Here is a 25,583-nt window from a genome sequence, read left to right on the forward strand (position 1 = left end):
TAGCGGTTCCGGGGCCGGAGCCGTTCCACCGACTACCGGGTGTCGGCGCTCAACCGGCGGCGTCGACCAGCAGTTGGACGGCATCGAGCGGGAGGTCGAGCCGACGGGCGATCCAGGCGGCCGGGCGGCCGGCCCTGGCCAGCATCCAGGCCGAGTACAACTGCCCCAGCTGTGGCGCGTGTTCGGCGAGAAGCAGCGGGCGGACGGCCTCCATCGGGAAGCCTTCCAGCGCGCGGGCGCTGTACTCCCGCCCGTTCGGGCCGGGCGGCGGCAGCGGGAGCGGGCGGCGGGCGTCGAGCCACCTGCTGAGCAGGACCGCCCCGACGACCAGCAGTCCGGAACAGGAGACGCCGATCAGGGCGCCGCCGATGACCGGGCGGTCCTCCTCCTCGGCGAGGCCGAGGGCGATCTCCTCCAGGACGAGCAGGCCGAGGGCGGCGAGCAGCACCGCCGCCCGGCCGGGGCGAGGGAAGAGCCGGGACGTCGTCATGGGAAACCTCTTCCTCGGCGGGGATACCGGGGGGCGGGGGCGGGCGCGGCGACTCACTTTCCGTACAACGGCGGCGGGCGGACAGGGGCACGCTGGGACGGGCCGGACGGTGAAAGCTCGTGCACAGGGTTGACGAGCCGTCAAAAACTCAACCGAGTGCGGGAGTTCTGTTAACGGGGGCCGAATTCCACCTTTTGGGCCGCCGACAGCATAACCCGGTCATGTCAACTTCGACACCCGTGTCGAAGTTTGTCTGCGGAGGGTTCGGGTCCATGGACGTCCTGGAGGATCAACCAGCACCCGGGCGGTGCGAATGGTGCCCGGAGCCACTCGTGACGCCCGCCCGCCGGAAGCTTCAATCGCCGTACCGAACGAACGAGACCGGCCGGGGACGGTGGGGCGACATGGACCTGAACACGGTGGCCGAGATACGGGACGCCCGCCTCGGCGGCACCTGGCGGCCCGGCGACGCCTGGCTCGGCGGAGGGACGTACCTCTTCTCCGAACCGCAGCCGCACATCCGCCGGCTGATCGACCTCGGCCGGATGGGCTGGGAGCCGCTCGCCCCCACACCCGACGGCGGCCTGGAGATCGCCGCGACCTGCACCATCGCCCAGCTCTCCCGCCACGCCCGGACCTTCGACCGGACGGCCGCGCCGCTGGTAGAGCAGTGCTGCCGGGCCTTCCTGGCCTCCTGGAAGGTCTGGAACACGGCCACCGTCGGCGGCAACCTGTGCAACGCGCTGCCCGCCGGTCCGATGATCTCGCTCACCACGGCCCTGGACGGCGTCTGCCTGCTGCGCGCGCCCTCCGGCGGGCAACGCCGCGTCCCCGTAGCGCAGTTCGTCACCGGCGCCGGGCGCAAGGACCTGGCGCCCGGCGAACTGCTGCGCTCGATCACCCTGCCGGCCCGCGCCCTGGCCCGCCGTACCGCCTTCCGTCAGGCCTCGCTGTACGGGCTGGGCCGCTCCGCCGCCCTGCTGATCGGCACCCTGGACCCGGCGGACGGCTCGCTCACCCTCACCGTCACCGCCTCGACCGTCCGCCCGTTCCGGTTCTGGTTCCCGCCGGAGCCGAACGCGGCGGCCGTCGAGGAAGCGATCCGGGACGGCATCCGGCCGGAGGAGTACTTCGACGACATCCACGGACTGCCCGCGTGGCGGCGGCACCTCACCCTCCGCTTCGCCGAACAGATCCGCCGCGAACTGAGCACCCCGGACCCCATGGAGCAGGAGGCAGCGCGATGAGCTTCGCGACGCACGTCAACGGCAGGCCCACCGACGCCGAGCCCCGCCCCGGCCAGTGCCTGCGCACCTACCTGCGCGAACGCGGCTGGTTCGGCGTGAAGAAGGGCTGCGACGCGGGCGACTGCGGCGCCTGCACCGTGCAGGTCGACGGCAGCCCGGTGCACAGCTGCCTCTACCCGGCGGCCCGCGCCGACGGCCGGTCCGTCACCACGGTGGAGGGCCTGGCCGGCCCGGACGGCGAACTCCACCCGGTGCAGCAGCGCTTCCTGGACGCCCAGGGCTTCCAGTGCGGCTTCTGCACGGCCGGCTTCCTGATGACCGCCGGCGCCCTCGACGAGGACCAACTCGCCGATCTGCCGCGGGCGCTGAAGGGCAACCTGTGCCGCTGCACCGGCTACCGGGCGATCGAGGACGCGATCAGGGGCGTGCGCCACACCGAGGAGCCCGACCCCGGCCACGCCGTCGGCCGCAACCTCGGCGCCCCGGCCGGCCCGCAGGTCGTCACCGGCACCGCCCGCTACACCTTCGACCTGGACGTGCCCGGCCTGCTGCACATGAAGCTGCTGCGCTCTCCGCACCCGCACGCCCGGATACTCGCCGTCGACACCACGGCCGCCCTGCGCGTCCCCGGCGTGCACGCCGTCCTCACCCACCGGGACGCACCCGAGCGGCTCTACTCCTCCGCCCGGCACGAGCACCCGACCGAGGACCCGGACGACACCCGGGTGCTGGACGACGTGGTCCGCTTCGTCGGCCAGCGGGTCGCCGCCGTGGTCGCCGACAGCGAGGCCGCCGCCGAGGAGGGCTGCCGGCGGATCGTCGTCGAGTACCAGCAACTCCCGTACGTGCTCGACCCGGAGGAGGCGATGGCCCCCGGCGCGCCCGTGCTGCACCCCAAGGGCCCGCAGTCGCGGATCGCCCGCCCGGAGTCCAACGTCTGCGGCGAGGTGCACGGCGAACTCGGCAGCGTGGAACAGGGGTTCGCCGAGGCGGACGTGGTGTACGAGGAGACCTTCCGCACCCAGCGGGTCCAGCACGCCAGCCTGGAGACCCACGGCTGCGTGGTGTACTTCGAGGAGTCCGGAGACGACGGCGACCGGCTGGTCGTCCGCTCCAGCACCCAGGTGCCCTTCCTCACCCGGCGCGCCCTGTGCGCCCTGTACGACCTGCCGGAGGAGAAGGTCCGGGTGGTGGCCGGCCGGGTCGGCGGCGGCTTCGGCGGCAAGCAGGAGATGCTCACCGAGGACATCGCGGTGCTCGCCGCGCTGCGCCTGCGCCGCCCGGTGAAGCTGGAGTTCACCCGGGCCGAGCAGTTCCACGGCGCCACCACCCGGCACCCGTTCACCGTCACCGTCAAGGCCGGCGCCAAGGCGGACGGCACGCTGACCGCCCTGCAGTTCCGGGTGGTGGCGAACACCGGCGCGTACGGCAACCACGGCCCGGCGGTGATGTTCCACAGCGTCGGAGAGTCGATGGGCGTCTACCGGGTGCCGCACAAGAAGGTCGACGCGTACTCGGTGTACACCAACGCCGTCCCGGCCGGCGCCTTCCGGGGCTACGGGCTCGGGCAGGTGACCTTCGCCGTCGAGTCCGCGATGGACGAGCTGGCCCGCCGGCTCGGCGTCGACCCGCTGGAGTTCCGGGAGCGGAACGTGATCGGCCCCGGCGAGCCGATGCACAGCCCCGGCGGCGAGGAGGAGGACCTGCACATCGCCAGCTACGGCCTGGACCAGTGCCTCCAGGTGGTGCGCGACGCCCTCGCCGACGACCGCAGCTCCGAGGACGCCCCCGAGGGCTGGCTGGTCGGCCAGGGCTTCGCGATGGCGATGATCGCCACCGGCCCGCCCGGCGGGCACTTCGCCGACGCCACCGTCAGCCTGCTCGCCGACGGCGGCTACGACCTGGCCGTGGGCACCGCCGAGTTCGGCAACGGCACCACCACCGTGCACCGGCAGATCGCGGCCGGGGCGCTCGGCACGACCGTCGACCGGATCACCGTCCGGCAGTCCGACACCGACGTGGTCCGGCACGACACCGGCGCCTTCGGTTCGGCGGGCACCGTGGTCGCCGGCAAGGCGGTGCTGCGGGCCGCCGACGCCCTGGCCGAGCGGCTGACCGCCTTCGCGGCCGACCACGCCCGCAGCCCGCGCGCCCTGGTGCGGCTCGGCGCGGAGACGGTGGAGTGCGAGGGGCGGAGCATCCCGCTGAAGGAACTCCACGAGGCCGCGCGCGAGCGCGGGGTGGAACTCTCCGCCGCCGGGCACTGGGGCGGCTCGCCGCGCTCGGTGGCCTTCAACTCGCAGTGGTTCCGGATCGCCGTCGACCCCGACACGGGGGAGATCCGCATCCTGCGCAGCGTCCACGGCGCCGACGCCGGGCGGGTGATGAACCCGATGCAGTGCCGCGGCCAGGTCGAGGGCGGGGTCGCCCAGGCGCTCGGCGCGACACTGTTCGAACGCGTGCTGCTGGACGAGCGGGGCGAGGTCACCACCGCCGCCTTCCGCCGCTACCGGCTCCCGGCGTACGCCGACGTGCCGCGCACCGAGGTGCACTTCAGCGCCACGTCGGACGCGATCGGCCCGCTCGGCGCCAAGTCGATGAGCGAGAGCCCGTTCAACCCGGTCGCCCCCGCCTTCGCCAACGCGCTGCGCGACGCCACCGGCATCCGTTTCACCGACCCGCCGTTCCTGCGCGACCAGGTGTGGCAGGCGCTGGCCGAACGGCGGCGGCTACCGTGAGTGAGGTGAGTCCCTTCCCCGGCCGGTGGTCCACAGTGGTAGGGGAGGCCGGAACCGATGGGACTCACCAGTCACAAGCTGCTGGCGCTGACGGCGCTGCTCGCGGTGTTCACGGTGCTCGGCACGCTCTGGGTCTGGCCGAAGCTCGCCGTCCGCAGCTGGCCCGCGGTGTTCCTGCGGCTCGGCACCATCGCCGTCACCCAGCTCTCGCTGCTCGCGGTGCTCGGGCTCGCCGTCAACGACTACTTCGTCTTCTACAGCAGCTGGTCCGACCTGCTCGGGCGCGAGCACGGCGTCGGCGTCGTCCAGGGCGCCGGGCGGGCTCCCGGGAGCCCCGGGAGCCCCGGGAGCCCCGGGAGCCCCGGGAGCCCCGGGAGCTCTGGGAGCCCCGGGAGCCCCGGGAGCCCCGGGCCGACCGGCGGACCGCCCGGGGTACAGGTGCTCGGCACCGCCGAGATCACCGGCGCCGGATCGATCAGCCGGGACCCGGCCAGGATCGGCCGGCTCGACAAGGTCCGGCTGCCCGGCCCCACCACCGGCCTGAGCACCGACGGTTACGTCTACCTGCCGCCGCAGTACTTCCAGCCCGGCAACGAGGGCAGGCACTTCCCGGCCGTCCTGGTGATGACCGGCTTCCCCGGGGACGCCGCCAACCTGGTCACCAAGCTGCGCTACCCGGCCACCGAACTCGACCTGCTGGGCAAGGGCACGATGAAGCCGACCGTCCTGGTCCTGATGCGTCCCTCGCCCAGCATGCCCCGGGACAGCGAGTGCGAGGACGTCCCGCACGGCCCGCAGGCGCAGAGCTACTTCACCACCGACGTGCCCGCCGACCTGCGCGCCACCTACCGGGTGCTGGGCGGCGCGGGCAGCCTCGGCGTCATGGGCGACTCCACCGGCGGCTACTGCGCCGTCAAGCTCGGCATGGTGCACCCGGGCACCTTCCCGGCCGCGGTCTCGCTCTCCGGCTACTTCAAGGCCGCGGAGGACGTGACCACCGGCGACCTCTTCGGCGGCAGCCAGCAGCGCCGGAACGAGGCCGACCTGAACTGGCGCCTGGCCCACCTCCCGGTGCCCGCGCTCGCCGTACTGCTCGCCGACAGCAAGCAGGACGGCGGCACGTACGCCGCGTCCTCCGCCTTCGCGGCGAAGGCCCGGCCGCCGCTGGTGGTGGCCCAGGCGACGGTGGACACCGGTGGCCACAACTTCACCACCTGGGACCGGCTGATCCCGCCCTCGCTCGGCTGGCTCAGCGCACACCTGCCGGACCCGGCGTGACCTCCGCCCAGGGCCTGTCCTAGCGGGCCAGCAGCGGCAGCGGTGCCCCCGTGCGGGCGGGCAGCTCCAGCCGGGTCAGCAGGGCCGACGGCGAGACCTCGACCACCCGGCAGCCCGCCCGGTGCCGGCAGTACCGGGCCACCGACGTGCCGCGCAGCCGGTCGAAGCCGCGCCGGGTGGCGGCGCCGAGGACGAGCAGGTCGTCCGGTCCGGTGACGGCGGCGACCAGGGCGGGCCCCGGCTCGGAGTTCACCACCAGCGGGCGGATGACCAGGCCGGTCGGGTAGCCGCCGTAGGCCTGGTCGAAGGCGATGTCCAGACGCCGCCGGGCGGCGTGCTCCAGCTCGGACAGCGGGCGCAGCCCGTCCCGGTCGTTCGGCGTCCAGGCGGCGACGGGCACCAGCACGGCCGCCTGCCGGGCCGCCTCGCCGACGGAGTGGTAGAGGGCGGCCAGGCTGCTCAGTGATCCGCTCAGACCGACGATCACCCGGGCGGTTGTGTTGTTCTCCCCGGTGATGCTCGCGGTGGTGGTCCCGGTCATGGCCGTTCGCCTCCGTCTCTCCGGTAGCTCTCTCCGGTCGAGTTCTGCCGGTCGGGTGCTCCTTGCTTCGGATGCCTCCAGTGAACCGCGGAACCACCACCTCCGTACCGGCGCTGACACCACCATGACGCCGGTCACACGCTTCTTGACGGCCCCCTGACACCCTGGGTGATCGGCACGAACGGCCGCTCCGGAGCGTGTCAGGAGGGCGTCAAGGACGGCAGCCGGGGCGTACGGCCTGTGTCAATGGCGGGTGCGGTCGGTGTGCGGAGGGCTTCCACTGGAGGAGTCCGGGCCGCACGGCCCACCGTCCGAAGGGACCCCCGTCATGAACGACACCGCCCTCGCCGTCGAACCTCCGCTACGCCGGGTCGTCCGGCTCGTCGAGCACCGTCCGACCGAGCGGCCGGAGGCCACGGTACGGACCGTGGAGCCGGCCTCCGCTCCCGCCCACGACCGTGGCCGTGCGGCGAGCTGCCGCATCGCGATGCAGTTCGAAGACTGACCCGGAGGAGTGCCACCATGACCCAGCTCATCGCGCCCTTTGACGCCGCCGCCCCCGCCGCCGCCCCCGCCGCGGCCCCTGTCGCGGCCCCTGCCGACGCGCTCGGCGGTCCCTGGCCGTCCTCGGCGCGGCCCGGCCCGGGAGCCGACCTGCTGGTCGGCGGGGTGGGGCTGGCCGAGGCGGCCGAGCGGTTCGGCACCCCGCTGTACGTGCTGGACGAGGGCGAGGTGCGCAGCCGGGCGCGGGCCTACCGGCAGGCGCTGCCGCACGCCGAGGTGTTCTACGCGGCCAAGGCCTTCCTGTGCAGCGCGATGGCCGACTGGGTCGCGGAGGAGGGGCTCGGCCTGGACGTCTGCTCCTCCGGCGAACTCTGGCTGGCGGTCTCGGCGGGCTTCCCGGCGCAGCGGATCCTGCTGCACGGCAACGCCAAGTCCCCGGAGGAGCTGCGGCTGGCGCGCCGGCTGCGGGTCGGGCGGATCGTGATCGACGGCCCCGCCGAGATCGCCCGGCTGGCGGCGCTGGTGGCGGCCGACACCCCGCAGAAGGTGCTGGTCCGGGTCGTCCCCGGGATCGCCGCCGGGCACCACGCGGCGGTGCGGACCGGGGTCGGCGGCCAGAAGTTCGGCTTCCCGATCGAGGGCGGCGACGCGGCGGACGCGATCGCCCGGGTGCTCGGCCAGCCCGGGCTCGAACTGGCCGGTCTGCACTGCCACTTGGGCTCGCAGATCACCGACCTGGAGCCGTACCTGCGGGCGGTGGACGCGCTGGTGGGGCTGCTCGCCCAGGTGCGCGAGCGGCACGGCCTCGACCTGCCCGAGCTGGACCTCGGCGGCGGGCACGGGATCCGCTACCTGCCCGGGGACCGGGAGTTGGACCTCGCCGAGTTCGCCGTCCGGGTGACGGACCGCCTGGCGGTGCGCTGCGCCGAGGCGGGCCTGGAAGTGCCGCGCCTGATCGTCGAGCCCGGCCGCGCGATCGCCGGACCGGCCGGCGTGGCGGTCTACCGGGTGCTGTCCGTCAAGCACGGCGCCGACGGCCACTGCTTCGCCGCCGTCGACGGCGGGATGAGCGACAACCCGCGCCCGGCCCTGTACGGGTCGGAGTACGGCGTGCGGCTGGTGGGCCGCCGGTCGGACGCGGGCACGACGCGGGTCGATGTGGTCGGCCGCCACTGCGAGGCCGGGGACGTGCTGGTCAGGGACGCCGTGCTGCCCGGCGACCTGCGCCCCGGCGACCTGCTGGCCGTACCGGCCGCCGGCGCCTACCAGCTGTCCATGGCCTCGGGCTACAACCTGGTCGGCCGTCCGGCGGTGGCGGCGGTGCGCGACGGCCGCGCCCGCCTGCTGATCCGCCGGGAGACGGTGGAGGACTTCCGCCTGCGCGAAGTCGGCCGCTGACGCCGAGCCGCCGGGACGCCGGGAGGACGCGAGGGGCGGCGCGAGGACGCGCGGGGCTGCGCGAGGAGTCGGCCGGTCCGACTTCTCGCGCAGCTGTCTCATTCGGGGGACGCGCTCACGCCGGGCAGCCCGCGTCGGCGATCACGAAGTAGCCGGGGGAGGTCTCCTCCAGGGTGTGGGTGGTCAGCAGGTTCCACAGGCCCATGTTCTGGCCGGAGCCGTTGGCGTAGGTGTAGCCGCCGTTCTGGTGGGCGCGCCCGGCCAGGGTCTGGTGGTAGTTGTCGGTGGTGTAGCAGGCCGGAGCCGGGCCGCCGCCGGCCGTGGTGGCCCGGACCGTTGCCGAGCGGGCGCCGACGGTGCCGGAGGAGTCGACGGCGGCGACGGTGTAGCCGTACGGGGTGCCGGCGGTCAGGCCGGTGTCGGTGTAGGCGGTGCCGGTGACGGAGCTGACCTTCGTGCCGCCCCGGTAGACCTCGTACGAGGCCGCGCCGTCGACGGGGTTCCAGGAGAGCGAGACCGAGTCGGCCGTGGTGCCGGTGACGGTGAGCCCGCTCGGCGCCGGGAGCCCGCTGCCGCTCACCGGAGTGGCGAGGCCCCAGAACTGGGCGGTGTAGTAGCTGGAGCAGATGGTGTTCAGGAAGTACGCGCCCGCCGTGCCGCACTGGTCGGGGCCCGAGCCCGGGGCGACGGCCAGGCCGTGGCCCATGCCGGAGACGGAGTACAGCTCGACGGCCGGGTTGCCGTTGGCGTCGTCGTACGTCGTCAGGGTGGTGCCGCCGGGAAGGCTCCGGGTCGCGGACGGGGTCTGGCCGATGCCCCAGACGTCGGTCCACTGGTCGCGCAGCTCGGTGCCGTTGACCGGCCGGACGGTGTAGTCGGCGGTGCCCTGCCAGATCGCCACCCGCGGCCACGGGCCGGCGTAGCCCGGATCGGAGCTGCGGACCTTGTCGCCCCACTGGGCCGGGGTGAGGTTCTGGCTGCCGTTCTGACAGCCGGACGCGGCGGCCTGGGTGGTGGCGCACTGGGCCGGGAGGCCCGAGTCGACGGCGCCGCCGGCGAACACGTCGGGGTAGTCGGCCAGCAGGTCGGCGGTCAGGCCGCCGCCCGCGGACAGGCCGGTCACGAACACCCGGCGAGGGTCGGAGCCGTAGAGCGACTCGGCCCTGTTCACCATCTGCACGACGGACGCGGCCTCGCCCTTGCCGCGGGTGTCCTTGGTCGCGTCGAACCAACTGAAGCAGGACAGCGGGTTGTTGCTCGGACCGGTCTGCGGGAGGACCACGGCGAAGCGGTAGGCGTCCGCGTACTTGGGCCAGCCGGAGTCGGCGTAGTAGTCGTTCGCGCTCTGGCCGCAGCCGTGCAGGGCGACCACCAGCGGTGCTCCGGTCGGCAGGCCGGCCGGGACGTAGGTGTACATCGCGAGATTGCCGGGATTCGGGCCGAAGTCGCTCACCTGCTGGTAGGTGCCGCTGGTGGCGGTGGCGGTGGGGGCGGCCGTGGCGGTGGCGGTGGGGGCGGCTGAGGCCGGGGCCGGGGTGGCGAAGAGGGCGACCGGGAGGCCGAGAACGAGGGCGAGAAGGGCGCGGGCCATCGGGCTGCGCCTGCGCGGCCTGCGGACGGGTCGGTCCATGGCGGGGCTCCAAGATGGGTGGGGGGACGGAGACCGTGCCGTGAAGCATGGGGCGCCCGGACGGGCCGGGGACATGGACCGGACCCCCACGCTCGGTCTCCCCGGCATGTGCCGCACCGCCACCGTCGCGGTCCGGCCTCCGGGTACGACGTCGCCCCGCCGGGCAGCGGCTCGGCGGGGCGACGTCCTCAGGGGTCCGGGCTCAGCCCGCGTGGGCGGCGCCGACCAGATCGGGCAGCAGCTTCGCCGCGTTGGGCGTGCCCAGGCCGGTGACCGGGTCCCAGCCGGTGGTGGCCGAGTAGCCGGGCACCGTGGGGTCCGTGGTGTTGTTGCCGAGGGTCACGTCGTTGAAGTCGGCCGCGTACTTGGCCGGGTCGGCGGCCAGCTTGTACAGGGCCGGGTTGATCTGGCCGAGCCCGCCGCCGTTGATCTGGTCCGCGATCGAGACCAGGCCGGCCCACTGCGGGCAGGACAGCGACGTTCCGCCGATGTCGTACCAGCCCGTGCTGCACGGCGTGCTACCGCACTTGAGACCGGAGGCGCCGTCCGGCGGCAGGGACAGGTAGACCAGCGCGCCGGTGCCGGGGGAGGCCTGCAGGGCCACGTCCGGGACGGCACGCTTGGTGCCGATGGCGGTGGAGCCGGCGGGCAGCGCCGACTGGTACGCGGGCTTGTCGAAGACCTGGCTGAACCCGCCGCCCGAGCCGCTCCAACCCACCTCGGCCGCACCGGCGTTGGCCCGGCAGGCGGCCGGGTTGTCGGTGCTGTCCGTGGTCCGGCCGCCGGTCGCGCCGGGGTCGGTGCACAGGAAGGTGCCGCCGACGGCGGTCACCAGCGGGTCGGAGGCGGGCCACTCCACGGACGGGTACGGGAGGGTGGAGCCGCCGGACTTCACCGGGGTCTTCACGGAGCCGGCCGTGCCGTTGTCACCGCTGGAGCCGAGCACCGTGACGCCGTTCAGCGCGGCCGACTTGAAGGCGTGCCGCAGCGGTTCGATCGACTGGCTGCTGGCGAACGCGCCCTCGGCGGAGGCGAAGGACTGGGAGATCACGTTCGCCAGGTGGTGGTCGACCACGTACTGCTCGGCGTTCATCAGGGCGGGCATGCCCTGGACGCCCAGCGTCTCGGCGGTCGGGGTGCTGACCAGCAGGATGTTGGCGCCGGGGGCCATGGCGTGCGCGGTCTCGACGTCGAGCGCGACCTCCAGCGCCCAGGCGGCCTTGCTCTCCTGGCCGGTGCCCTGGCTGGTGGACGGCGGCGCGGTGGTGCCCGGGTCGCCCTGGACGTGCAGTTCGCTGAAGGTCGGCATGCCCGGCCGGCAGGTCACGCCCTCCTCGCCGCACATCGCGTTGACGCCGAAGGCCTGGTCGAAGACGTGCAGGTCGTGCGCCATGGTGTCGCTGCCGTACGAGTCGAAGATCGCGATCGTCTGGCCGCTGCCGTCGAAGCCGTCCGCGTACAGCGGGCCCAGGTTGTAGGCGGCCCGGATGCCCTGCGGGCTGAAGCACCGGCGGCCCGCGGACGCGCACTGCGCCGGGGTGGGGGGAGTGGTCCCCGTCGACACCTGGCTGTAGTCGGCCACCGCGGGGTGCACCACCGGGTATCCGACGGCGGCGACGGCACTGGTGACCGTCGGCACGGCGAGCGCGCCGGAGGCCGCGAGGGCCAGGCTGCTCACCCCTGCCAGGAGCATTCGGCGCATGCTTGGAGCCTTCAAGTGGTCCTCCACGAGGGTGGGTTGGGGGACAAAGGCCGGTACCCGGACCGGATCGTGCGACACCGGGTACGCGAGGGGGCTCCGGGACACAAGGTCACGGCCGGGCGAGTGTAGGCGCGGGACCAGCCCTGCCTCAATGGCTCGTCAGAAATTCAGAACGACCTCTGACCTACGGCCTGTCCTCGCTCGGGGAGGAGCTCCATCCGTCGAAGGCCCAGCCCGGGTGGGAGGCGCCGAGGAACGGCAGGTGCGCGTCCCAGTCCGCTGCCGACAACTCCCGGACGGGCTGGAGCGCGATGCGGCCGCCCGCGTCGATGTCGAACCCCCAGGAGAACCCGAGCAGCGGGCGGACCCGCCGCTCGCCGTCGTCGAGCGGAGTCCTGGCGAGGTAGCTGTGGGCCGTCCAGTGCAGGGGGTCCCGTTCCGCGCGGGACGGCGCGTCGAACAGGGTGGGCCTGACACCGAAGAAGGCGTACGGCGACGGGGAGTCCTCGAAGAGGCAGAACGGATCCATGTCGAAGCCGGCCCCGGCCGAGGAGTTGTCCGTGGACCGCACCAGCTGGACCCAGCCGAAGAGGGCCCGGTAGCCCTCGCCGGGGTAGTCCACCACGGCGGTGCAGCTCGGGAAGCCGGCGGCCGAGGGGTGCTTGCCGATCGCGGTGGGGTCGGCCACCTGTTCCACGGTCACCGCCACCGAGCCCTGCAGGTCGTCATGCGCGAAGGAGAGGATCACGGCCTCACCCTGCCGTTCGCGCGCCTCCTCGGGAAGACCGTGGAACGCACCTGCCCGACTGTCCGGTGCCGGGGCGGGGCCGGTGTCGCCGGGCGGGCCCGCCGTCCGGTGATAACGGAACGGGTGCGGAGGCGGGTGTTGTGCGGTGGAGGGGTTGACGGGGTGGGGAGGGCGGGCGTTTGCTGGCTCCCGCTCGTGTGAACCTGTTTGGTTGTGGGCTGTTTTGTGGGTTTGAACGTTCAAACTGCGGCCTCCGAGTGCACTGTCCCCTGTGTTCCGTCTCCGCCCGGCGCCGTCCCCTCAGGAGGAATGCAATGTCACACCTTTCCCGTCGCGAGCTGCTCCGCGCCTCCGGAGCCGGTCTGCTCGCCCTGGCCGCCGGCGGCGGCCTCGCGGCCTGCGGCGGCTCCGATCCGGGTGGCGGCGCGGGCGGGGACGCCGAGACCGGGACCGTCACCGTCTGGTCCTGGGCCACCGCCGCCGCCGCGCTGCGCGGAGTCGTGCCGGCGTTCGAGAAGGACAACCCCGGCATCAAGGTCGACGTCCAGGACATCGGCAACCCGGCCATCTGGGACAAGATCACCGTCGGTCTCGCGGCCGGCGGCCAGGGGCTCGGCGACGTCCTGCACATCGGCTGCGACTACCTGCCCGGCTACGTGGACAAGTTCCCCGGCGGCCTCGCCGACCTCTCGCAGTTCGGCGCGACCGCCCACCGGGATGCCTTCGCCAAGGGCCTGTGGCCGGTCGTCACCGGCAAGGACGGTCACGTCTACGCACTGCCCTGGGAGGTCAACCCGCTCGGCTTCTTCTACCGCCAGGACTGCTTCGACAAGGCCGGCATCGACCCCACCACCCTCGCCACCTGGGACGACCTGATCGCCGTCGCCGACCGCTTCAAGGCCGCCAACCCCGGCATCTCCCTCATCGGCATCAACAAGGCCGCCAATCCCGACCCCGACCTCGACTTCCTGCAGTCCCTGATGCAGCTCCAGGGCGCGTTCTACTTCGACCTCCAGGGGCGGATCACCCTCGGTTCCGAGCCGGACGTCCGCGCCATGTCCATCGTCCAGCGCCTGGACGCGGCCGGGCTGGTCGCCGACGCCCCCGGCGACCAGGGCTGGGCCACCCTGATGAAGGCGGGCAAGCTCGCCGTCGCCCCGATGCCCGCCTGGGCCGCGCACTACCTGGAGGCCAAGTTCCCCGGACAGAGCGGCAACTGGCGCCTGGCCAAGCCGCCGGCCGTCACCCCCGGCGGCAAGCGCACCGCCCTGGTGAACTCCACCCACCTGGCCGTCTCGGCCTCCAGCCCCCGCCGTCGCGCCGCCTGGAAGTTCGTCGAGTACGCGCTCACCCGCCCGGCCTCGGTGAACGCCATGTTCACCGCCGGCGGCGTCTTCCCCGCGCTCACCGCGGCCTACGCCGACCCGGTGTACGCCGCGCCCCGCCCGTACTTCGGCGGCCAGGCCGTCCTGAAGACCTTCGCGGACCTCGCCGTCGACGGCGGCGACCCGACCAACTACTCCGGCGACTACGCCCGCGCCCTCAAGCTCGCCGGCGACGCCCAGACCAAGGTCTTCCTCAAGTCCGGCGACCCCGCCGCCGTCCTCCAGGACGCCGCCGAGCGGCTCGCCCAGCAGACCGGACGAACGATCGCATGACGGCCACCACCACCCCGGCCGTCGCGCTCGCCGAGGGACCCGCCGGGAAGCCCGCCGGGAAGGACGCCGGAAAGGACGCGCGGACCGGCCGCGCCGCCCGCCGTCGCCGCGCCGCCCTGCCGTACCTGCTGCTCGCCCCGGCCCTGGTCACCTTCGGCGTGTTCAAGGCCTACCCGATCGTCGACTCCCTGCTGCTCTCCTTCACCACCGGCGCCGGCCACGCCACCCGCGCCGCCGGACTCGCCAACTACCGCCGCCTGCTCGACGATCCGCTGTTCTGGACGGCCCTGCGCAACACCGCCGAGATCCTCGTCGTCCAGGTCCCGCTGATGCTGGCGCTCGCCCTGCTGACGGCCGTCGGCATCAACTCCGCCCTGGTGCGCTGGCGGGCCGTCTGGCGGCTGGGCGTCTTCATGCCCGCCGTCACCGGCCTGGTCGCCACCGGCGTGATCTTCGCCTTCCTGCTCAGGACGGACGACGGCGCCGTGAACCGGCTGCTGGAGACCGTCGGCCTGCCCGCCGTCGACTGGCTCGGCCAGCCGTTCTGGGCCCGGATGGCCGTCGTCCTGGTGCTCACCTGGCACTACACCGGCTACAACGCCGTCATCTACCTGGCCGGCCTCCAGGGCATCCCGAAGGAGCTGTACGAGGCCGCGATGGTCGACGGCGCCGGACCGGTCCGCCGCTTCACCGCGGTCACCGTGCCCGCGCTGCGCCCGGTCCTGCTGTTCACCGTCGTGCTGTCCACCATCGGCACGCTCCAACTCTTCGACGAGCCGTACGTGTTGACCGGCGGCGGCCCGGACAACGCGAGCCTGACCGTCTCCATGTACCTGTACCAGAACGGCTTCCGGTACTTCGACTTCGGCTACGCCTCCGCCATCGCCTACGCGCTCACGCTGCTGGTGTCGGTGCTCGGCGCGGTCCAGATGCGCCTGATGGGGGAGAAGGACCGATGAACCCCGAGAAGCTCCGTGGCTGGCCGCTGACCTTCCTCCTCGCGGGCCTGACCGGTCTGTCCGTCGCCCCCTTCTACTGGCTGCTGATCTCCACCACCCGCAAGGACACCGAGATCTTCGACTGGCCGCCGCACCTGCTGCCCGGCGGCGGCCTCGGCGACAACCTGGACCGGCTCGACCAGCGGATCGGCCTGCTCCGGGTGGTCGGCAACTCCCTGCTGGTGGCCGGGATCCAGACCGTCGGCGCGCTGGTCGTCGCCCTGCTGGCGGGCTACGCCTTCGCCAAGTTCCGCTTCCGCGGCCGCACCCTGCTGTTCGCACTGCTGCTCTCCACCCTCGTGGTGCCCGAGCAGGTCATGCTGGTCCCGCTGTTCAAGATGATGACGAGCTTCGGGCTGCTCGACTCCTACCAGGCGATCATCCTGCCCGGCCTGTGCGTGCCCTTCGCCGTCTTTCTGATGCGCCAGTCGCTGACCAGCCTGCCGGACGAACTCCTGGACGCCGCGCGGGTCGACGGCGCGGGCGAGTTCCGGGTGCTGTGGAGCGTCGTGGTCCCGGTCATGCGGCCGGTGCTCGCCGCGCTCTCGATCTTCCTCTTCCTGGGCTCCTGGAACCAGTTCGTCTGGCCGCTGATCGCCCTGCGCAGCCCCGACATGCACACCCTGCCGGTCGCCCTCGCGACCCTGTACGGCAACAAGGCCACCACCGACTACGGCGCGATCCTCTCCGGCACCGCGCTGTCCACCCTGCCGATGATGGTCCTCTTCCTAGTCCTGCAGCGGCAGTTCATCTCCGGCCTGCTGGCCGGCGCCACGAAAGGCTGAGCAGCATGACCGACATCTGGGAGCCGCACGCCCCCGCCGCCGTCGGCGGCCTGCGCCCGCTCCACCCGGCGGGCCCGGACCTCGGCGCCCGGCTCAGGGCGAGCCTCACGGCGAGCGGGGCGGCCACCGCCGAAGCGGTCGCGGACGGAGTGGTCGAGGTGACCGCGCGCGACACCGGCCCGGTGCGGATCGAGTGGCGGGTGCCCTGCGTGGACGCCACCGCCTTCTGGACACCGGAGCCGCGCGGCACCGGCTGGCTGCCCGCCGCCTGGAGCGCGCCGCGCCGCACCGGCCTCGCGGCCGGCGCCCCGATCGCCGCGCTGGTCGGCACCGGGGACGTCGCCCTGTGCGCCTTCGCCGCCGGGCGCCCCGACGTGCAGGCCGGGGCCGGAGTGGTCGAGGAGACCGGCGAGTTCCGGTTCTGGGCCCAGGCCGACGGCGAGCTCACCGTACGGATCGACACCTCGGGACGGCACTTCGCCCGCTGCCTGGCGGACCTCGCCGCCTGGTGGGGTGACGGCCGCGCCGTCGACATCCCCGACGCCGCCCGTCGGCCCGCCTACTCGACCTGGTACTCGATGCACCAGGACGTCACGCCCGAGCGCGTCGAGGCCCAGGCCGCGCTCGGCAAGGCGCTCGGCCTGGACGTGATCATCGTGGACGACGGCTGGATGACCGCCGACCGCACCCGCGGCTACGCCCACTGCGGCGACTGGGAGCCGGTGTCGCTGCCCGACACCGCCGCCCACGTCGCCCGGGTCAACGGGCTCGGCGTGCGCTACCTGCTCTGGTACGCACTGCCGTTCATCGGCAGGGACAGCGCCGCCTTCGGGAAGCTCGGCCACCACGCCCTCGCCGACGCCGCCCACCTGGGCGCGGTCGTGGCCGACCCGCGCTACCCCGAGGTCCGCGACTTCCTCACCGACCGGCTCGCCCGCGCCGTCGAGGAATGGGGCATGGACGGTCTCAAGGTCGACTTCGTCGACTGGTTCTCCCGCGGGCCGGCGCCGGCCGCCGGCCCCGGGGCGGACTGCGCGAGCGTGGACGAGGGCGTGGAGCGCCTGCTCTCCGCCATCCGCCGGCGGATCACCGCGGCCGACCCGGAGGCGATGGTCGAGTACCGCCAGCCGTACGTCAGCCCGGCCCTGTGGCCGTACGTCACCATGATCCGCGCCACCGACTGTCCGCTCAGCCCGCAGGAGAACCGGCAGCGGACCGTCGACCTGCGGCTCGCCGCCGGGCGCGTCCCGGTCCACTCCGACATGCTGATGTGGCACCGGGCCGAGCCGCCGGAGCAGATCGCCTGTCACCTGATCAACGTGCTGTTCTCGGTGCCGCAGGTCTCCGTCGACCTCGCCGCGCAGAGCCCCGCCCAGCGCGAGGCGGTCGCCTTCTGGCTCGGTGTCTTCCGCACCCACCTGGACACCCTGCAGCTCGGCGAGCTGCGGCCGTCCCGCCCGGACCTCGGGTACCCGCTGGTCACCGCGCTGGGCGGGGACACCGTCGCGGTGGCCCGCTACGCCGCCCTGCCGGTGGACGCCTCCGGCGACGGCTGGCGGACCCTGCTGGTGGCCAACGCCGACGCCGACCCGGACGTCCGGCTGACCGGCGGCAGCGGGACGGCCGTGGCCACCGTGCGGGACGCCAGGGGGCGTATCGTCCGCGAGGGCGAGGTCGACCTCGGCCTCGCCGCCCCCGTCCCCGTGCCGCGCGGCGGGCTGCTGACGCTGCGCCGCGCCTGACCTGGTCGAACGCCCGACCGTACGCCTGGAGGAGCGCATGCCGCCCGAGGGAGCACACCGGCCGCGCCGTGGCGCCACCACCATCGAGGAGGTCGCCCGAGCGGCCGGGGTCTCCCGGCAGACCGTGTCCAACGCGCTCAACGCGCCGCACCGGGTCCGTCCGGAGACCCTGGCGCGGGTGACCGCGACGATCCGCGAACTCGGCTACCAGCCCGACCAGTCGGCCCGCTCGCTGCGCAGCGGCGCGCGCCGCACCATCGGCTACCTGGCTCCGGCGGACGACCCCCACGACCCCAATCCGCTGATGGCCGGCTTCCTGGAGGCCCTGGTCGACGCGGCCGGCGAACAGGGCTGGCGGGTGCTGCTGTTCCGCCCGGCCCGCGGCACGGCGGACCCGACGGCCGCGATCGACGAGTTGGTGGCGGCCCGCCAGGTGGACGGACTGGTGCTGGCGGACGTGCTCGCCGAGGACGCCCGGATCGACCACGTCGCCCGGCTCGGCGTCCCGTTCGTCAGCTTCGGGCGGACCGGGTCCGCCCAGCCGCAGCAGTGGGTGGACATCGCCAACGACGCGGCGACGGCGGCCGTGGTCCGCCACCTCGCGGCGCTCGGCCACCGGCGGATCGGATACCTCGGCGCCTCCGAGCACCTGCCGTGGATGGCGGCGCGCCGGGCGGGCTTCCTGACCGAGGCCCGCCGACTGGGACTGGCCGCCGTCACCGCCGCCGGTCCGGAGGGGGCGGCCGTCCGGGAGTTGCTGCGCGGGCCGGAGCCGCCGACGGCCGTCGCGGCGGGCAGCGACCTGCTGGCGCTGGACGTGTACGAGGCGGTGCGGGCCGAAGGACTGGCGGTGGGGCCGCGCGGGATCGCGGTCACCGGCTTCCACGACACGCCGCTCTGCCGCCATCTGCACCCGGCGCTGACCTCGGTGCGGCTGCCGCTGGGAGCGATCGCCACCGCGCTGGTCGGGCGGCTGCTCGACCAGGCGCGCGGAGCCGCGCCGCCCCGGTCGGGGGTGGAGCTGGCCGCGGAGCTGGTGGTGCGGGGAAGCACGGCCGGTCCGTAGGGACGGCGGGCCCCGGGCGACGGCCGGGCCTCGGACGGCGGCCGGATCCCGGACGGCGGCCCGACCCTCGTCCGCGGCCGGTCCTCGGCCGACAGCCAGTTCTCAGTCGGCGGCCGGTGCGATGATCAGCTCGCCGACCTGGCGGGCGGCCGCCGCCCGCTGCTCCTCGGCCAGCGCGTCGTCCGTGACCAGGACGTCCAGTTCGTCCAGCGTCGCGAAGGAGGCCAGCCCGACCGCGTCCCACTTGGTGTGGTCGGCCACCACGACGACCCGGCGGGCGGAGCGGATGAAGCCGCGGTTGGTCTCGGCCTCGGCCAGGTTCGGGGTGGTCAGGCCGGCTTCGGCGGACAGGCCGTGGCAGCCCATGAGCAGCACGTTGACGTGCAGCGACCGGATCGCCTGGTCGGCCACGGGCCCCACCAGCGCGTCCGAGGGCGTCCGGACGCCCCCGGTGCGGATCACCGTCGCGGTGGCGGGCGTGCCGTCCGCGGCGGGCTGTTCGAGGAGGTCGGCAATCCGGAGCGAGTTGGTGACCACGGTCAGGCCCTCGACCCCGCGCAGCTGCCGGGCGACCGCGTACGTGGTCGTGCCGCCCGCCAGTCCGACCGCCGATCCCGGCGGCACCAGCGCGGCCGCCGCGCGGGCGATCGCCTCCTTGGCGGGCTGCTCCCAGCCGGCCTTGGCCTCGAACCCGGGCTCGCGACTGGCCGGCGCCTCGATCCGCACCGCGCCGCCGTGGACCTTCCGGACCAGTCCGCGGCGGGCCAGCGCGTCCAGGTCGCGGCGGACCGTCATGTCGGACACGCCGAGGTCCCGGACCAGTTCGGTCACCCGCACCCCGCCGCGGGCGCGGACCTGCTCCAGGATCAGCATCCGGCGCTGCCCGGCGAGGGGCAGGGCGCTGTCGGTCATCGGACCTCCTTCGATCGCTTTCCAACACCAAACCCTGATGGATAATGTTCGGAATTGTAGCTTCATGTTGATCTCGAATGGCACCACTCAGAGGAAGAAGGCCATGCCCGGGACGATCCCGCCCCCGACCCCTGCCCCGGCTCCGACCCCTGCCCCGCCCCCGACCGCTCCTCCCGCCCGCACCGTGACCACACTGGCGGACGGACGGCAGCTCCTCTACTACGACGCCGGGAAGGCCGTCCACCGGAACGCCGTCGACCGGCGCCCGCTCGACCCGCCGTCCCACGGCTCCCAGGTACGGCTCGACCCCGCCACCGGCGACTGGGTCACCATCGCCGCCCACCGCCAGGCCCGCACCTACCGGCCCCCGGCCGACGAGTGCCCGCTCTGCCCGTCCCGGGACGGCCGGCTCAGCGAGATCCCGGCCGATGACTACCAGGTGGCCGTCTTCGAGAACCGCTTCCCCTCGCTCGCCGGACCGCCCGGCGAACTCGCCCTCGACGCCGGCGGCCTGTGGACCGGCGGGCCCGGCGCCGGACGCTGCGAGGTGGTCTGCTTCACCGCCGACCACGACGCCTCCTTCGCCGACCTCACCCCGGAGCGCGCCCGCCTGGTCCTGGACGCCTGGACCGACCGCACCGCCGAACTCGCCGCCCTCCCGGGCGTGCGGCAGGTGTACTGCTTCGAGAACCGGGGCGCCGAGATCGGCGTCACCCTCGCCCACCCGCACGGCCAGATCTACGCCCTGCCCTTCACCGCTCCGCGCACCGCCCGGATGGCCGTCCGGGCCGCCGAACACCGCGCCGCCACCGGCCGCAACCTCTTCGACGACCTGCTCGCCGCCGAACGGGCCCGCCCCGACCGGGTCGTCCTCGCAGGGGAGCACTGGACCGCCTTCGTCCCGTTCGCCGCCCGCTGGCCGTACGAGGTCCACCTCTACCCGCACCGCCGGGTGCCCGACCTCACCGGCCTGGACGGCGCGCAGCGCGAGGAATTCCCCTCCCTCTACCTGGAGTTGCTGCGCCGGTTCGACCGCCTCTTCGCCGGCCCCGGCGGCTCCGGTGGATCCGCAGGCCCCGGAGACCCCGGCGGGGCCGGGCGCACCCCGTACATCTCCGCCTGGCACCAGGCGCCCGCCGGCCAGCGGGACGAACTCGCGCTGCACCTGGAACTGTTCACCATCCGGCGCACCGCCGACAAGCTCAAGTACCTGGCCGGGGTCGAATCCGGCATGGACGCCTTCGTCAACGACGTCAACCCCGAGGACGCGGCCCGTCGGCTGCGGGAGGTCGCCTCATGAACACCGCAACCGCCTTCGGCGAGCTCTACGGCCGCGCACCCGAGGGGGAGTGGGCCGCCCCCGGCCGGGTGAACCTGATCGGCGAACACACCGACTACAACCTGGGGTTCGTCCTGCCGATCGCCCTGCCGCAGGCCGTCCGCGCCCAGATCCGGCGCCGCGACGACGGGCTGCTGCGGCTGTACTCCGCGCAGGGCGGCCCGGAGGTCACCGAACTGCGCCTCGACGACCTCGCCCCCGGCTCGGTGCCGGGCTGGGCCGCCTACCCGGCCGGAGTGGTCTGGGCGCTGCGCGCCGCCGGGCACGCGGTCGGCGGGGCGGACGTCCGGTTGGAGAGCGACGTGCCGGGCGGCGCCGGGCTGTCCTCCTCCGCCGCGCTGGAGTGCGCGACCGCCGCGGCGTACAACGACCTGTACGGGCTGGGCCTTTCGGCGCCGGAATTGGCGCAGCTGGCCCAGCGCGCCGAGAACGCCTTCGTCGGCGTGCCCTGCGGGATCATGGACCAGATGGCCTCGATGTGCTGCCGACCGGGCGCCGCCCTGTTCCTGGACAGCCGCGACCTGACGATGCGCCAGGTTCCCGTCGACCTCGCGGGCCAGGGCCTGGCGCTGCTGGTCCTGGACACCCGGGTCAAGCACGACCTGGGCGACGGCGCGTACGCGGCCCTGCGGGCCGGCTGCGAGAAGGCCGCGGCCCTGCTCGGGCTGTCCGCCCTCCGCTCGCTGGACCCCTCCGGGCTCCCCGCCGCCCTGGACCGACTCCCGGCTGAACTCCAGCCGTTGGTGCGACACGTGGTGACCGAGAACGCGCGGGTCGAGACCGCCGTCGCCGCCCTGGACGCCGGCGAGCTCACCGCGCTCGGCCCGGTCCTCACCGCCGGGCACGCCTCGCTGCGTGACGACTACCGGGTCTCCTGTCCGGAGACCGACCTCGCCGTCGAAGCCGCCGTGGCGGCGGGCGCCTACGGCGCGCGGATGACCGGCGGCGGCTTCGGCGGCTCCGTCATCGCCCTCGTCGACGCCACCGCCGCCGACCGCGTCACCGCGGCCGTCACCGCCGCCTTCCGTGCCGCCGGGTACGCAGAGCCGCGCGCCCTCACCGCCGTGCCGGCCGAGGGGGCGCGCCGACTGCGCTGACCGGGGCCCGGCGGCGCGCCGCCCTCGCCGCCCTCGCCGACCGGGGCCCGGCGGCGCGCAGGCCGCGCCGCCCGGGGCCCGGTCCGACGGTCCTCAGGCCCGGTGGGCCGCCGGGCGCTCCGGGGACGCCTCCGCGAGCGCCCGCTCCACGGCCTCGACCCCGGCGCGCAGCCCGTACACCGGGGTGGCCGGCTGCTGGCGCCAGGAGTCGTCGATGCCGCCCGCGTCCACGGTGTCGAAGCCCAACTCGTCGACCAGCGCCCGTACGACCCGCTTCGCGGCCTCGTCGTCGGAGGCGACCGGGACGGCCAGCCGCTCCGGGTCACCGGCCGGGCGGGGCCGCTCCAGCAGGTCCTGCGCGTAGGTGCCGTTGAACACCTTGACCACCCGGTGGCCGAGGTGCTGCTCCGTCCAGCGGCTCTCCGTCAGCCCGCCGTCCTCGATCGCGTCGATCCGGCCGTCCCGCTCCTGGGGGTAGTAGTTGCCGGTGTCGATCACCGCCACGCCCTCGGCGGCGCCGTCCAGCAGCCCCGGGGGCAGGTCCGGCACGTTCTTCAGCGGCACCGTCACCACCACGACCTGCGCGTCCTTCGCCGCCTCGGCGGCCGTCACCGCCTTCGCGCCCGTCTCCTCGACCAGCGCCTTCAGCGACTCCGGTCCGCGCGAGTTGGCCACCGAGACCTCGTGTCCGAGCGCGGTCAGACGCCGCGTCAGGTTGCCGCCGATGTTGCCCGCACCGATGATGCCGATCTTCATGGGAAAGCCCTCGCTGTTCGGGTGTGCCGCAAGCTCGTCGCCATGGCCCAACCCGGCGGTGATCCGATCTGTTCCCGATCCGGTCCCGATTCGTCCCCGAGGGTGGTCCTGGCACACCCCGGGTCGGCCGGGGCCTGGTACCGCCCCGGCGACCGCCGTGAGGGTGGGGCCATGAACTCCACGTCCCACTCCACCTCCCACCCCACCGTCCTCGTCACCGGCGGCACCAGCGGCATGGGTCTCGCCACCGCCCGCCTCCTCCTCGCCACCGGCGCCCGGGTCGTGATCACCGGGCGTGACGACGCCCGACTGTTCCGTGCCGCCGAGGACCTCGCCGCTGCCGAGGAGCGCCTGCTCACCGTCCGCGCCGACGTGACGGTGCCCGCCGACCTCGCCCGCCTCGCCGACACCGTCCGTGAGCGGTACGGCAAGCTCGACGGCGTCTTCGCCAACGCGGGCGTCGCCGGGTTCCAGCCGGTGCAGGAGGTCGGCGAGGCCGACTTCGCCCGGATCCTCGACACCAACCTCAAGGGCGTGTTCCTCACCGTCCAGTACGCCCTGCCCCTGCTGGAAGCGGCCGGCGGTGGTTCCGTCGTCCTCAACGCCTCCTGGACCCCGCACCGCGGACTGCCCGGGGCGGCCGCCTACGCGGCGAGCAAGGCGGGTGTCCTCAGCCTCGCCCGCACCCTCGGAGCCGAACTCGCGGGGCGCGGCATCCGGGTCAACTCGGTCAGCCCCGGCTACGTCGTGACCGAGATGTTCCACGCCGCCGTCCCCGACCCGGCCGACCACGAGCCGATCCGCGCCCAGGTCCCGCTGGGCAGGCTGGGGCGGGCCGAGGACGTCGCGGAGGCCGTCGCCTTCCTGCTCTCCGAGCGCTCCGGATACATCACCGGGCAGGACCTCGTGATCGACGGCGGCCTCGTCCCCGCCTTCCCGTCGCTCACCGGCTGAGGCCGAGACCGGGGCTGACGCCGGGGCCGAGGCCGCGGGCTGAGACCGAGGCTGTCCCCCGTCCCCCGTCCCCCGTCCCCCGTCCCCGTTCCCGTTCCCCGTTCCCGTGCCTGGCCCTGGCAGGACCAGGCACGGAAACGGGTTCGGGGGACAGAATCGTCTCCGTGAACCCGACCACCGCCCTCAGCGACTTCCTCCGCACCCGCCGGGCCGGGCTCCGGCCCGAGGACGTCGACCTTCCCGACTACGGCGGCCGCCGACGGGTCGCCGGCCTTCGCCGCGAGGAACTCGCCCACCTGGCCGGGGTCAGCGTCGACTACTACACCCGCCTCGAACAGGGCCGCGTCGGCAACCCTTCCGAAGCCGTCCTGGACGCCGTGGCCCGGGCCCTGCGTCTGGCCCCCGACGAGTCCGGTCACCTCCACCGCCTCGCCCGCCCCGCGGGGCGCACCCGCCGCCGCCCCGCGGCGCGCCAGCAGCCCCGCCCCTCCCTGCTGCGCCTGCTCGACCGGCTCGACCACGTCCCGGCCGTGGTGATGGGCCACCGGATGGACATCCTGGCCTGGAACCGGGCCGCGTCGGCCGTCTTCGGCGACTACGGGGCCCTCCCGCCCGAACACCGCAACATCGCCCGCATCACCTTCCTCGACCCGGCCTCCCGCGACCTCTTCGCCGACTGGGCCACCTGCGCCCGGGAGAACGTCGCCTTCCTCCACCTGGAGGCCGGCCGCCGCCCCGACGACCCCCGCCTCGCCGAACTGATCGGCCAACTCTGCCTGGGAAGCCGTGAGTTCAACACCTACTGGGCTGAACACCCGGTCGCCGACAAGACCTCCGGCCGCAAACGCTTCCACCACCCCGTCGCCGGCCTCCTCGACCTCAGCTACGACACCCTCCGCCCCGCCGACGACCCCGACCAGGCCCTCATCACCTACACCGCCGAGCCAGGCACCCCCTCCGACGACGCCCTGCGCCTGCTGCTCAGCTGGTCGGCAAGCCACTGAGAGGGGCGTGTCGAATGGCGTCCACCACGGACGGCACCGCACTGCAGCACCTCATCCACGGGCTCCCCGCCGCCTTCGCAACGGCCCCGCGCCCCACTGGCATCGACGCGTGCCCGTGCTGCCACCCGCCGGACGGGATCGACACCCTCCTGCGCACCCCGCGCGAGCGGCTGGGGCCGGACGAGCTGACGCGCTACGCCACCTCGGCGCTGAACACCGTCGGCTCGCCCGGCGACTTCCGCTACTTCGCCCCGCGCATCCTCCAGCTCGTGCTGACCGGCGAACTCTCCGTCCCCGACCTGGAAGTGGTCGGCATCAAGCTCGCCCAGGCCGGCTGGTACGACTGGCCGGAGGCCGGGTACCTGCGCCGGCTCCTGGCCGCGCTCTGGTCGGACGCCCTCCACAACGCCGAGGAGTGGTGGGACGCCGAGTCCGTCCTCTGCGCCCTCGCCGCCGCCGACCCGGACGGCACCGGCGACCGGCTAGCAGAATGGGCCCGCCTGGCGACCCCGACGGCCGTGGAGCGGCTGCACGAGTTCGCCCTCGCCGGGGGACTCGCCCCCTCGAACGCCTTCTGGGACGAACAGAGCGCCCCGTACCGCGCCTTCGCCGAATGGCTGCGCGGCCCTGACCTCCAACTCTCCGTAGAGACGGCCGTGTTCCGGACCGACGACCCCGCCCAACTCGAACAACTCTTCACCGTCCATGACATCCTGGCGCCATGACCCACGGCATGACGCCGCCGCTGCTCGCGGTCGCAGTACTCCTGCTCGTCATCAAACTGGCCCGACAACGGCGAAACGGCAAGCCCCTGCGGCTGGTCCCCCGCTCGGCTCCGGCGCGGGCGACGGGCATCGCCGTCGCCGCCCTGGTGGTGATCTCGGGAACGGCGGCCGGTCAGCCCTGGGACGCGTCGGCCATCCCGGCCGTCTCGCTCGGCGGCCTGGCGGGGGCCTTCGTGGACCTCCGCCACCGCTGAGACCGGCGCCGCCACCC

23 protein-coding genes are annotated in these 25,583 nt (G+C 74.1%); 16 read left to right on the forward strand and 7 right to left on the reverse strand.

Annotated elements, in window-relative coordinates:
• Positions 1-49: 49 nt before the first annotated feature.
• A complete protein-coding gene (locus ACIRVF_RS14295; protein ID WP_402816578.1) occupies positions 50-490 on the reverse strand; it encodes a hypothetical protein in 441 nt (146 codons plus the stop codon).
• A 404-nt stretch (positions 491-894) separates the two neighbouring features.
• On the opposite strand from ACIRVF_RS14295, the gene ACIRVF_RS14300 reads away from it, so the two are divergent.
• The 3 genes from ACIRVF_RS14300 to ACIRVF_RS14310 are packed head-to-tail and all read left to right on the forward strand — an operon-like array spanning position 895 to position 5,753.
• Positions 895-1,737: an FAD binding domain-containing protein gene (locus ACIRVF_RS14300; protein ID WP_402816579.1), complete on the forward strand. Its 843-nt coding sequence runs from the start codon at positions 895-897 to the stop codon at positions 1,735-1,737.
• Positions 1,734-4,475, forward strand: a complete 2,742-nt coding sequence (locus tag ACIRVF_RS14305; RefSeq protein ID WP_402816581.1) for a molybdopterin-dependent oxidoreductase — start codon at positions 1,734-1,736, stop codon at positions 4,473-4,475. The genes ACIRVF_RS14300 and ACIRVF_RS14305 overlap by 4 nt, the downstream gene beginning before the upstream one ends.
• A 57-nt stretch (positions 4,476-4,532) precedes the next feature.
• Positions 4,533-5,753 carry an alpha/beta hydrolase gene (locus ACIRVF_RS14310; protein WP_402816583.1) on the forward strand — a complete coding sequence of 407 codons (1,221 nt, stop codon included), beginning with the start codon at positions 4,533-4,535 and terminating at the stop codon, positions 5,751-5,753.
• Positions 5,754-5,772: 19 nt separating this feature from the next.
• Here ACIRVF_RS14310 and ACIRVF_RS14315 read toward each other — a convergent pair whose 3' ends face one another.
• A complete protein-coding gene (locus ACIRVF_RS14315) occupies positions 5,773-6,294 on the reverse strand; it encodes a universal stress protein (RefSeq protein ID WP_402816584.1) in 522 nt (173 codons plus the stop codon).
• A 328-nt stretch (positions 6,295-6,622) separates the two neighbouring features.
• On the opposite strand from ACIRVF_RS14315, the gene ACIRVF_RS14320 reads away from it, so the two are divergent.
• Both ACIRVF_RS14320 and lysA read left to right on the forward strand, forming a co-directional pair.
• A complete protein-coding gene (locus tag ACIRVF_RS14320; protein WP_402816585.1) occupies positions 6,623-6,799 on the forward strand; it encodes a hypothetical protein in 177 nt (58 codons plus the stop codon).
• Positions 6,800-6,816: 17 nt separating this feature from the next.
• On the forward strand, positions 6,817-8,196 hold the full coding sequence (gene lysA / locus ACIRVF_RS14325) for a diaminopimelate decarboxylase (RefSeq protein WP_402816586.1): 1,380 nt from the start codon (positions 6,817-6,819) through the stop codon (positions 8,194-8,196).
• Positions 8,197-8,311: 115 nt separating this feature from the next.
• On the opposite strand, the gene ACIRVF_RS14330 is transcribed toward lysA, so the two are convergent.
• The 3 genes from ACIRVF_RS14330 to ACIRVF_RS14340 all read right to left on the reverse strand — a co-directional run bounded on the left by ACIRVF_RS14330 (position 8,312) and on the right by ACIRVF_RS14340 (position 12,276).
• Entirely contained in the window at positions 8,312-9,826 is a 1,515-nt protein-coding gene (locus ACIRVF_RS14330) for a PHB depolymerase family esterase (protein WP_402816587.1), read from the reverse strand.
• Between the two features lie 202 nt (positions 9,827-10,028).
• Positions 10,029-11,528, reverse strand: a complete 1,500-nt coding sequence (locus tag ACIRVF_RS14335) for a hypothetical protein (protein WP_402816588.1) — start codon at positions 11,526-11,528, stop codon at positions 10,029-10,031.
• Positions 11,529-11,712: 184 nt separating this feature from the next.
• The gene (locus tag ACIRVF_RS14340) at positions 11,713-12,276 is read right to left on the reverse strand and encodes a hypothetical protein (RefSeq protein WP_402816589.1); all 564 of its coding nucleotides are present in this window, start codon (positions 12,274-12,276) and stop codon (positions 11,713-11,715) included.
• A gap of 314 nt (positions 12,277-12,590) precedes the next feature.
• Between ACIRVF_RS14340 and ACIRVF_RS14345 the strand changes: the two genes are divergently transcribed.
• Genes ACIRVF_RS14345 through ACIRVF_RS14365 form a run of 5 tightly spaced genes read left to right on the forward strand, consistent with a single transcriptional unit; the run spans position 12,591 to position 18,525 of the window.
• On the forward strand, positions 12,591-13,934 hold the full coding sequence (locus ACIRVF_RS14345) for an extracellular solute-binding protein (protein ID WP_402816590.1): 1,344 nt from the start codon (positions 12,591-12,593) through the stop codon (positions 13,932-13,934).
• On the forward strand, positions 13,931-14,893 hold the full coding sequence (locus ACIRVF_RS14350; protein ID WP_402816591.1) for a carbohydrate ABC transporter permease: 963 nt from the start codon (positions 13,931-13,933) through the stop codon (positions 14,891-14,893). Before ACIRVF_RS14345 ends, ACIRVF_RS14350 begins: the two co-directional genes overlap by 4 nt.
• Positions 14,890-15,717 (forward strand): carbohydrate ABC transporter permease, encoded by an 828-nt coding sequence (locus ACIRVF_RS14355; RefSeq protein ID WP_402816592.1) that lies wholly within the window; start codon positions 14,890-14,892, stop codon positions 15,715-15,717. Before ACIRVF_RS14350 ends, ACIRVF_RS14355 begins: the two co-directional genes overlap by 4 nt.
• A gap of 5 nt (positions 15,718-15,722) precedes the next feature.
• Positions 15,723-17,459, forward strand: coding sequence for a glycoside hydrolase family 36 protein (locus ACIRVF_RS14360; protein WP_402816593.1), 1,737 nt, complete (start codon positions 15,723-15,725; stop codon positions 17,457-17,459).
• Between the two features lie 37 nt (positions 17,460-17,496).
• Positions 17,497-18,525, forward strand: a complete 1,029-nt coding sequence (locus ACIRVF_RS14365) for a LacI family DNA-binding transcriptional regulator (RefSeq protein ID WP_402816594.1) — start codon at positions 17,497-17,499, stop codon at positions 18,523-18,525.
• A gap of 102 nt (positions 18,526-18,627) precedes the next feature.
• On the opposite strand, the gene ACIRVF_RS14370 is transcribed toward ACIRVF_RS14365, so the two are convergent.
• Complete coding sequence (locus ACIRVF_RS14370; protein ID WP_402816595.1) at positions 18,628-19,437, reverse strand: DeoR/GlpR family DNA-binding transcription regulator; 810 nt, start codon at positions 19,435-19,437, stop codon at positions 18,628-18,630.
• Positions 19,438-19,540: 103 nt separating this feature from the next.
• Between ACIRVF_RS14370 and galT the strand changes: the two genes are divergently transcribed.
• Together galT and galK are read left to right on the forward strand one after the other, a co-directional pair.
• Positions 19,541-20,737: a galactose-1-phosphate uridylyltransferase gene (gene galT, locus ACIRVF_RS14375; protein ID WP_402816597.1), complete on the forward strand. Its 1,197-nt coding sequence runs from the start codon at positions 19,541-19,543 to the stop codon at positions 20,735-20,737.
• The gene (gene galK, locus ACIRVF_RS14380; protein WP_402816599.1) at positions 20,734-21,873 is read left to right on the forward strand and encodes a galactokinase; all 1,140 of its coding nucleotides are present in this window, start codon (positions 20,734-20,736) and stop codon (positions 21,871-21,873) included. The genes galT and galK overlap by 4 nt, the downstream gene beginning before the upstream one ends.
• A 93-nt stretch (positions 21,874-21,966) precedes the next feature.
• Here galK and ACIRVF_RS14385 read toward each other — a convergent pair whose 3' ends face one another.
• On the reverse strand, positions 21,967-22,629 hold the full coding sequence (locus ACIRVF_RS14385) for an NADPH-dependent F420 reductase (protein ID WP_402816601.1): 663 nt from the start codon (positions 22,627-22,629) through the stop codon (positions 21,967-21,969).
• Between the two features lie 171 nt (positions 22,630-22,800).
• Here ACIRVF_RS14385 and ACIRVF_RS14390 point away from each other — a divergent pair, with 171 nt between their 5' ends.
• The 4 genes from ACIRVF_RS14390 (at position 22,801) to ACIRVF_RS14405 (ending at position 25,566) form a co-directional block, all read left to right on the forward strand.
• Positions 22,801-23,583 carry an SDR family NAD(P)-dependent oxidoreductase gene (locus ACIRVF_RS14390; protein ID WP_402816603.1) on the forward strand — a complete coding sequence of 261 codons (783 nt, stop codon included), beginning with the start codon at positions 22,801-22,803 and terminating at the stop codon, positions 23,581-23,583.
• Between the two features lie 164 nt (positions 23,584-23,747).
• Positions 23,748-24,587 carry a helix-turn-helix domain-containing protein gene (locus tag ACIRVF_RS14395; protein ID WP_402816605.1) on the forward strand — a complete coding sequence of 280 codons (840 nt, stop codon included), beginning with the start codon at positions 23,748-23,750 and terminating at the stop codon, positions 24,585-24,587.
• Between the two features lie 14 nt (positions 24,588-24,601).
• Complete coding sequence (locus tag ACIRVF_RS14400) at positions 24,602-25,312, forward strand: hypothetical protein (protein ID WP_402816607.1); 711 nt, start codon at positions 24,602-24,604, stop codon at positions 25,310-25,312.
• Complete coding sequence (locus ACIRVF_RS14405; protein WP_402816609.1) at positions 25,309-25,566, forward strand: hypothetical protein; 258 nt, start codon at positions 25,309-25,311, stop codon at positions 25,564-25,566. Before ACIRVF_RS14400 ends, ACIRVF_RS14405 begins: the two co-directional genes overlap by 4 nt.
• Positions 25,567-25,583 lie beyond the last annotated feature (17 nt).

The sequence above is a fragment of the Kitasatospora sp. NPDC101157 genome (genome assembly GCF_044768255.1).
In the GTDB taxonomy this organism is placed as follows: domain Bacteria; phylum Actinomycetota; class Actinomycetes; order Streptomycetales; family Streptomycetaceae; genus Kitasatospora.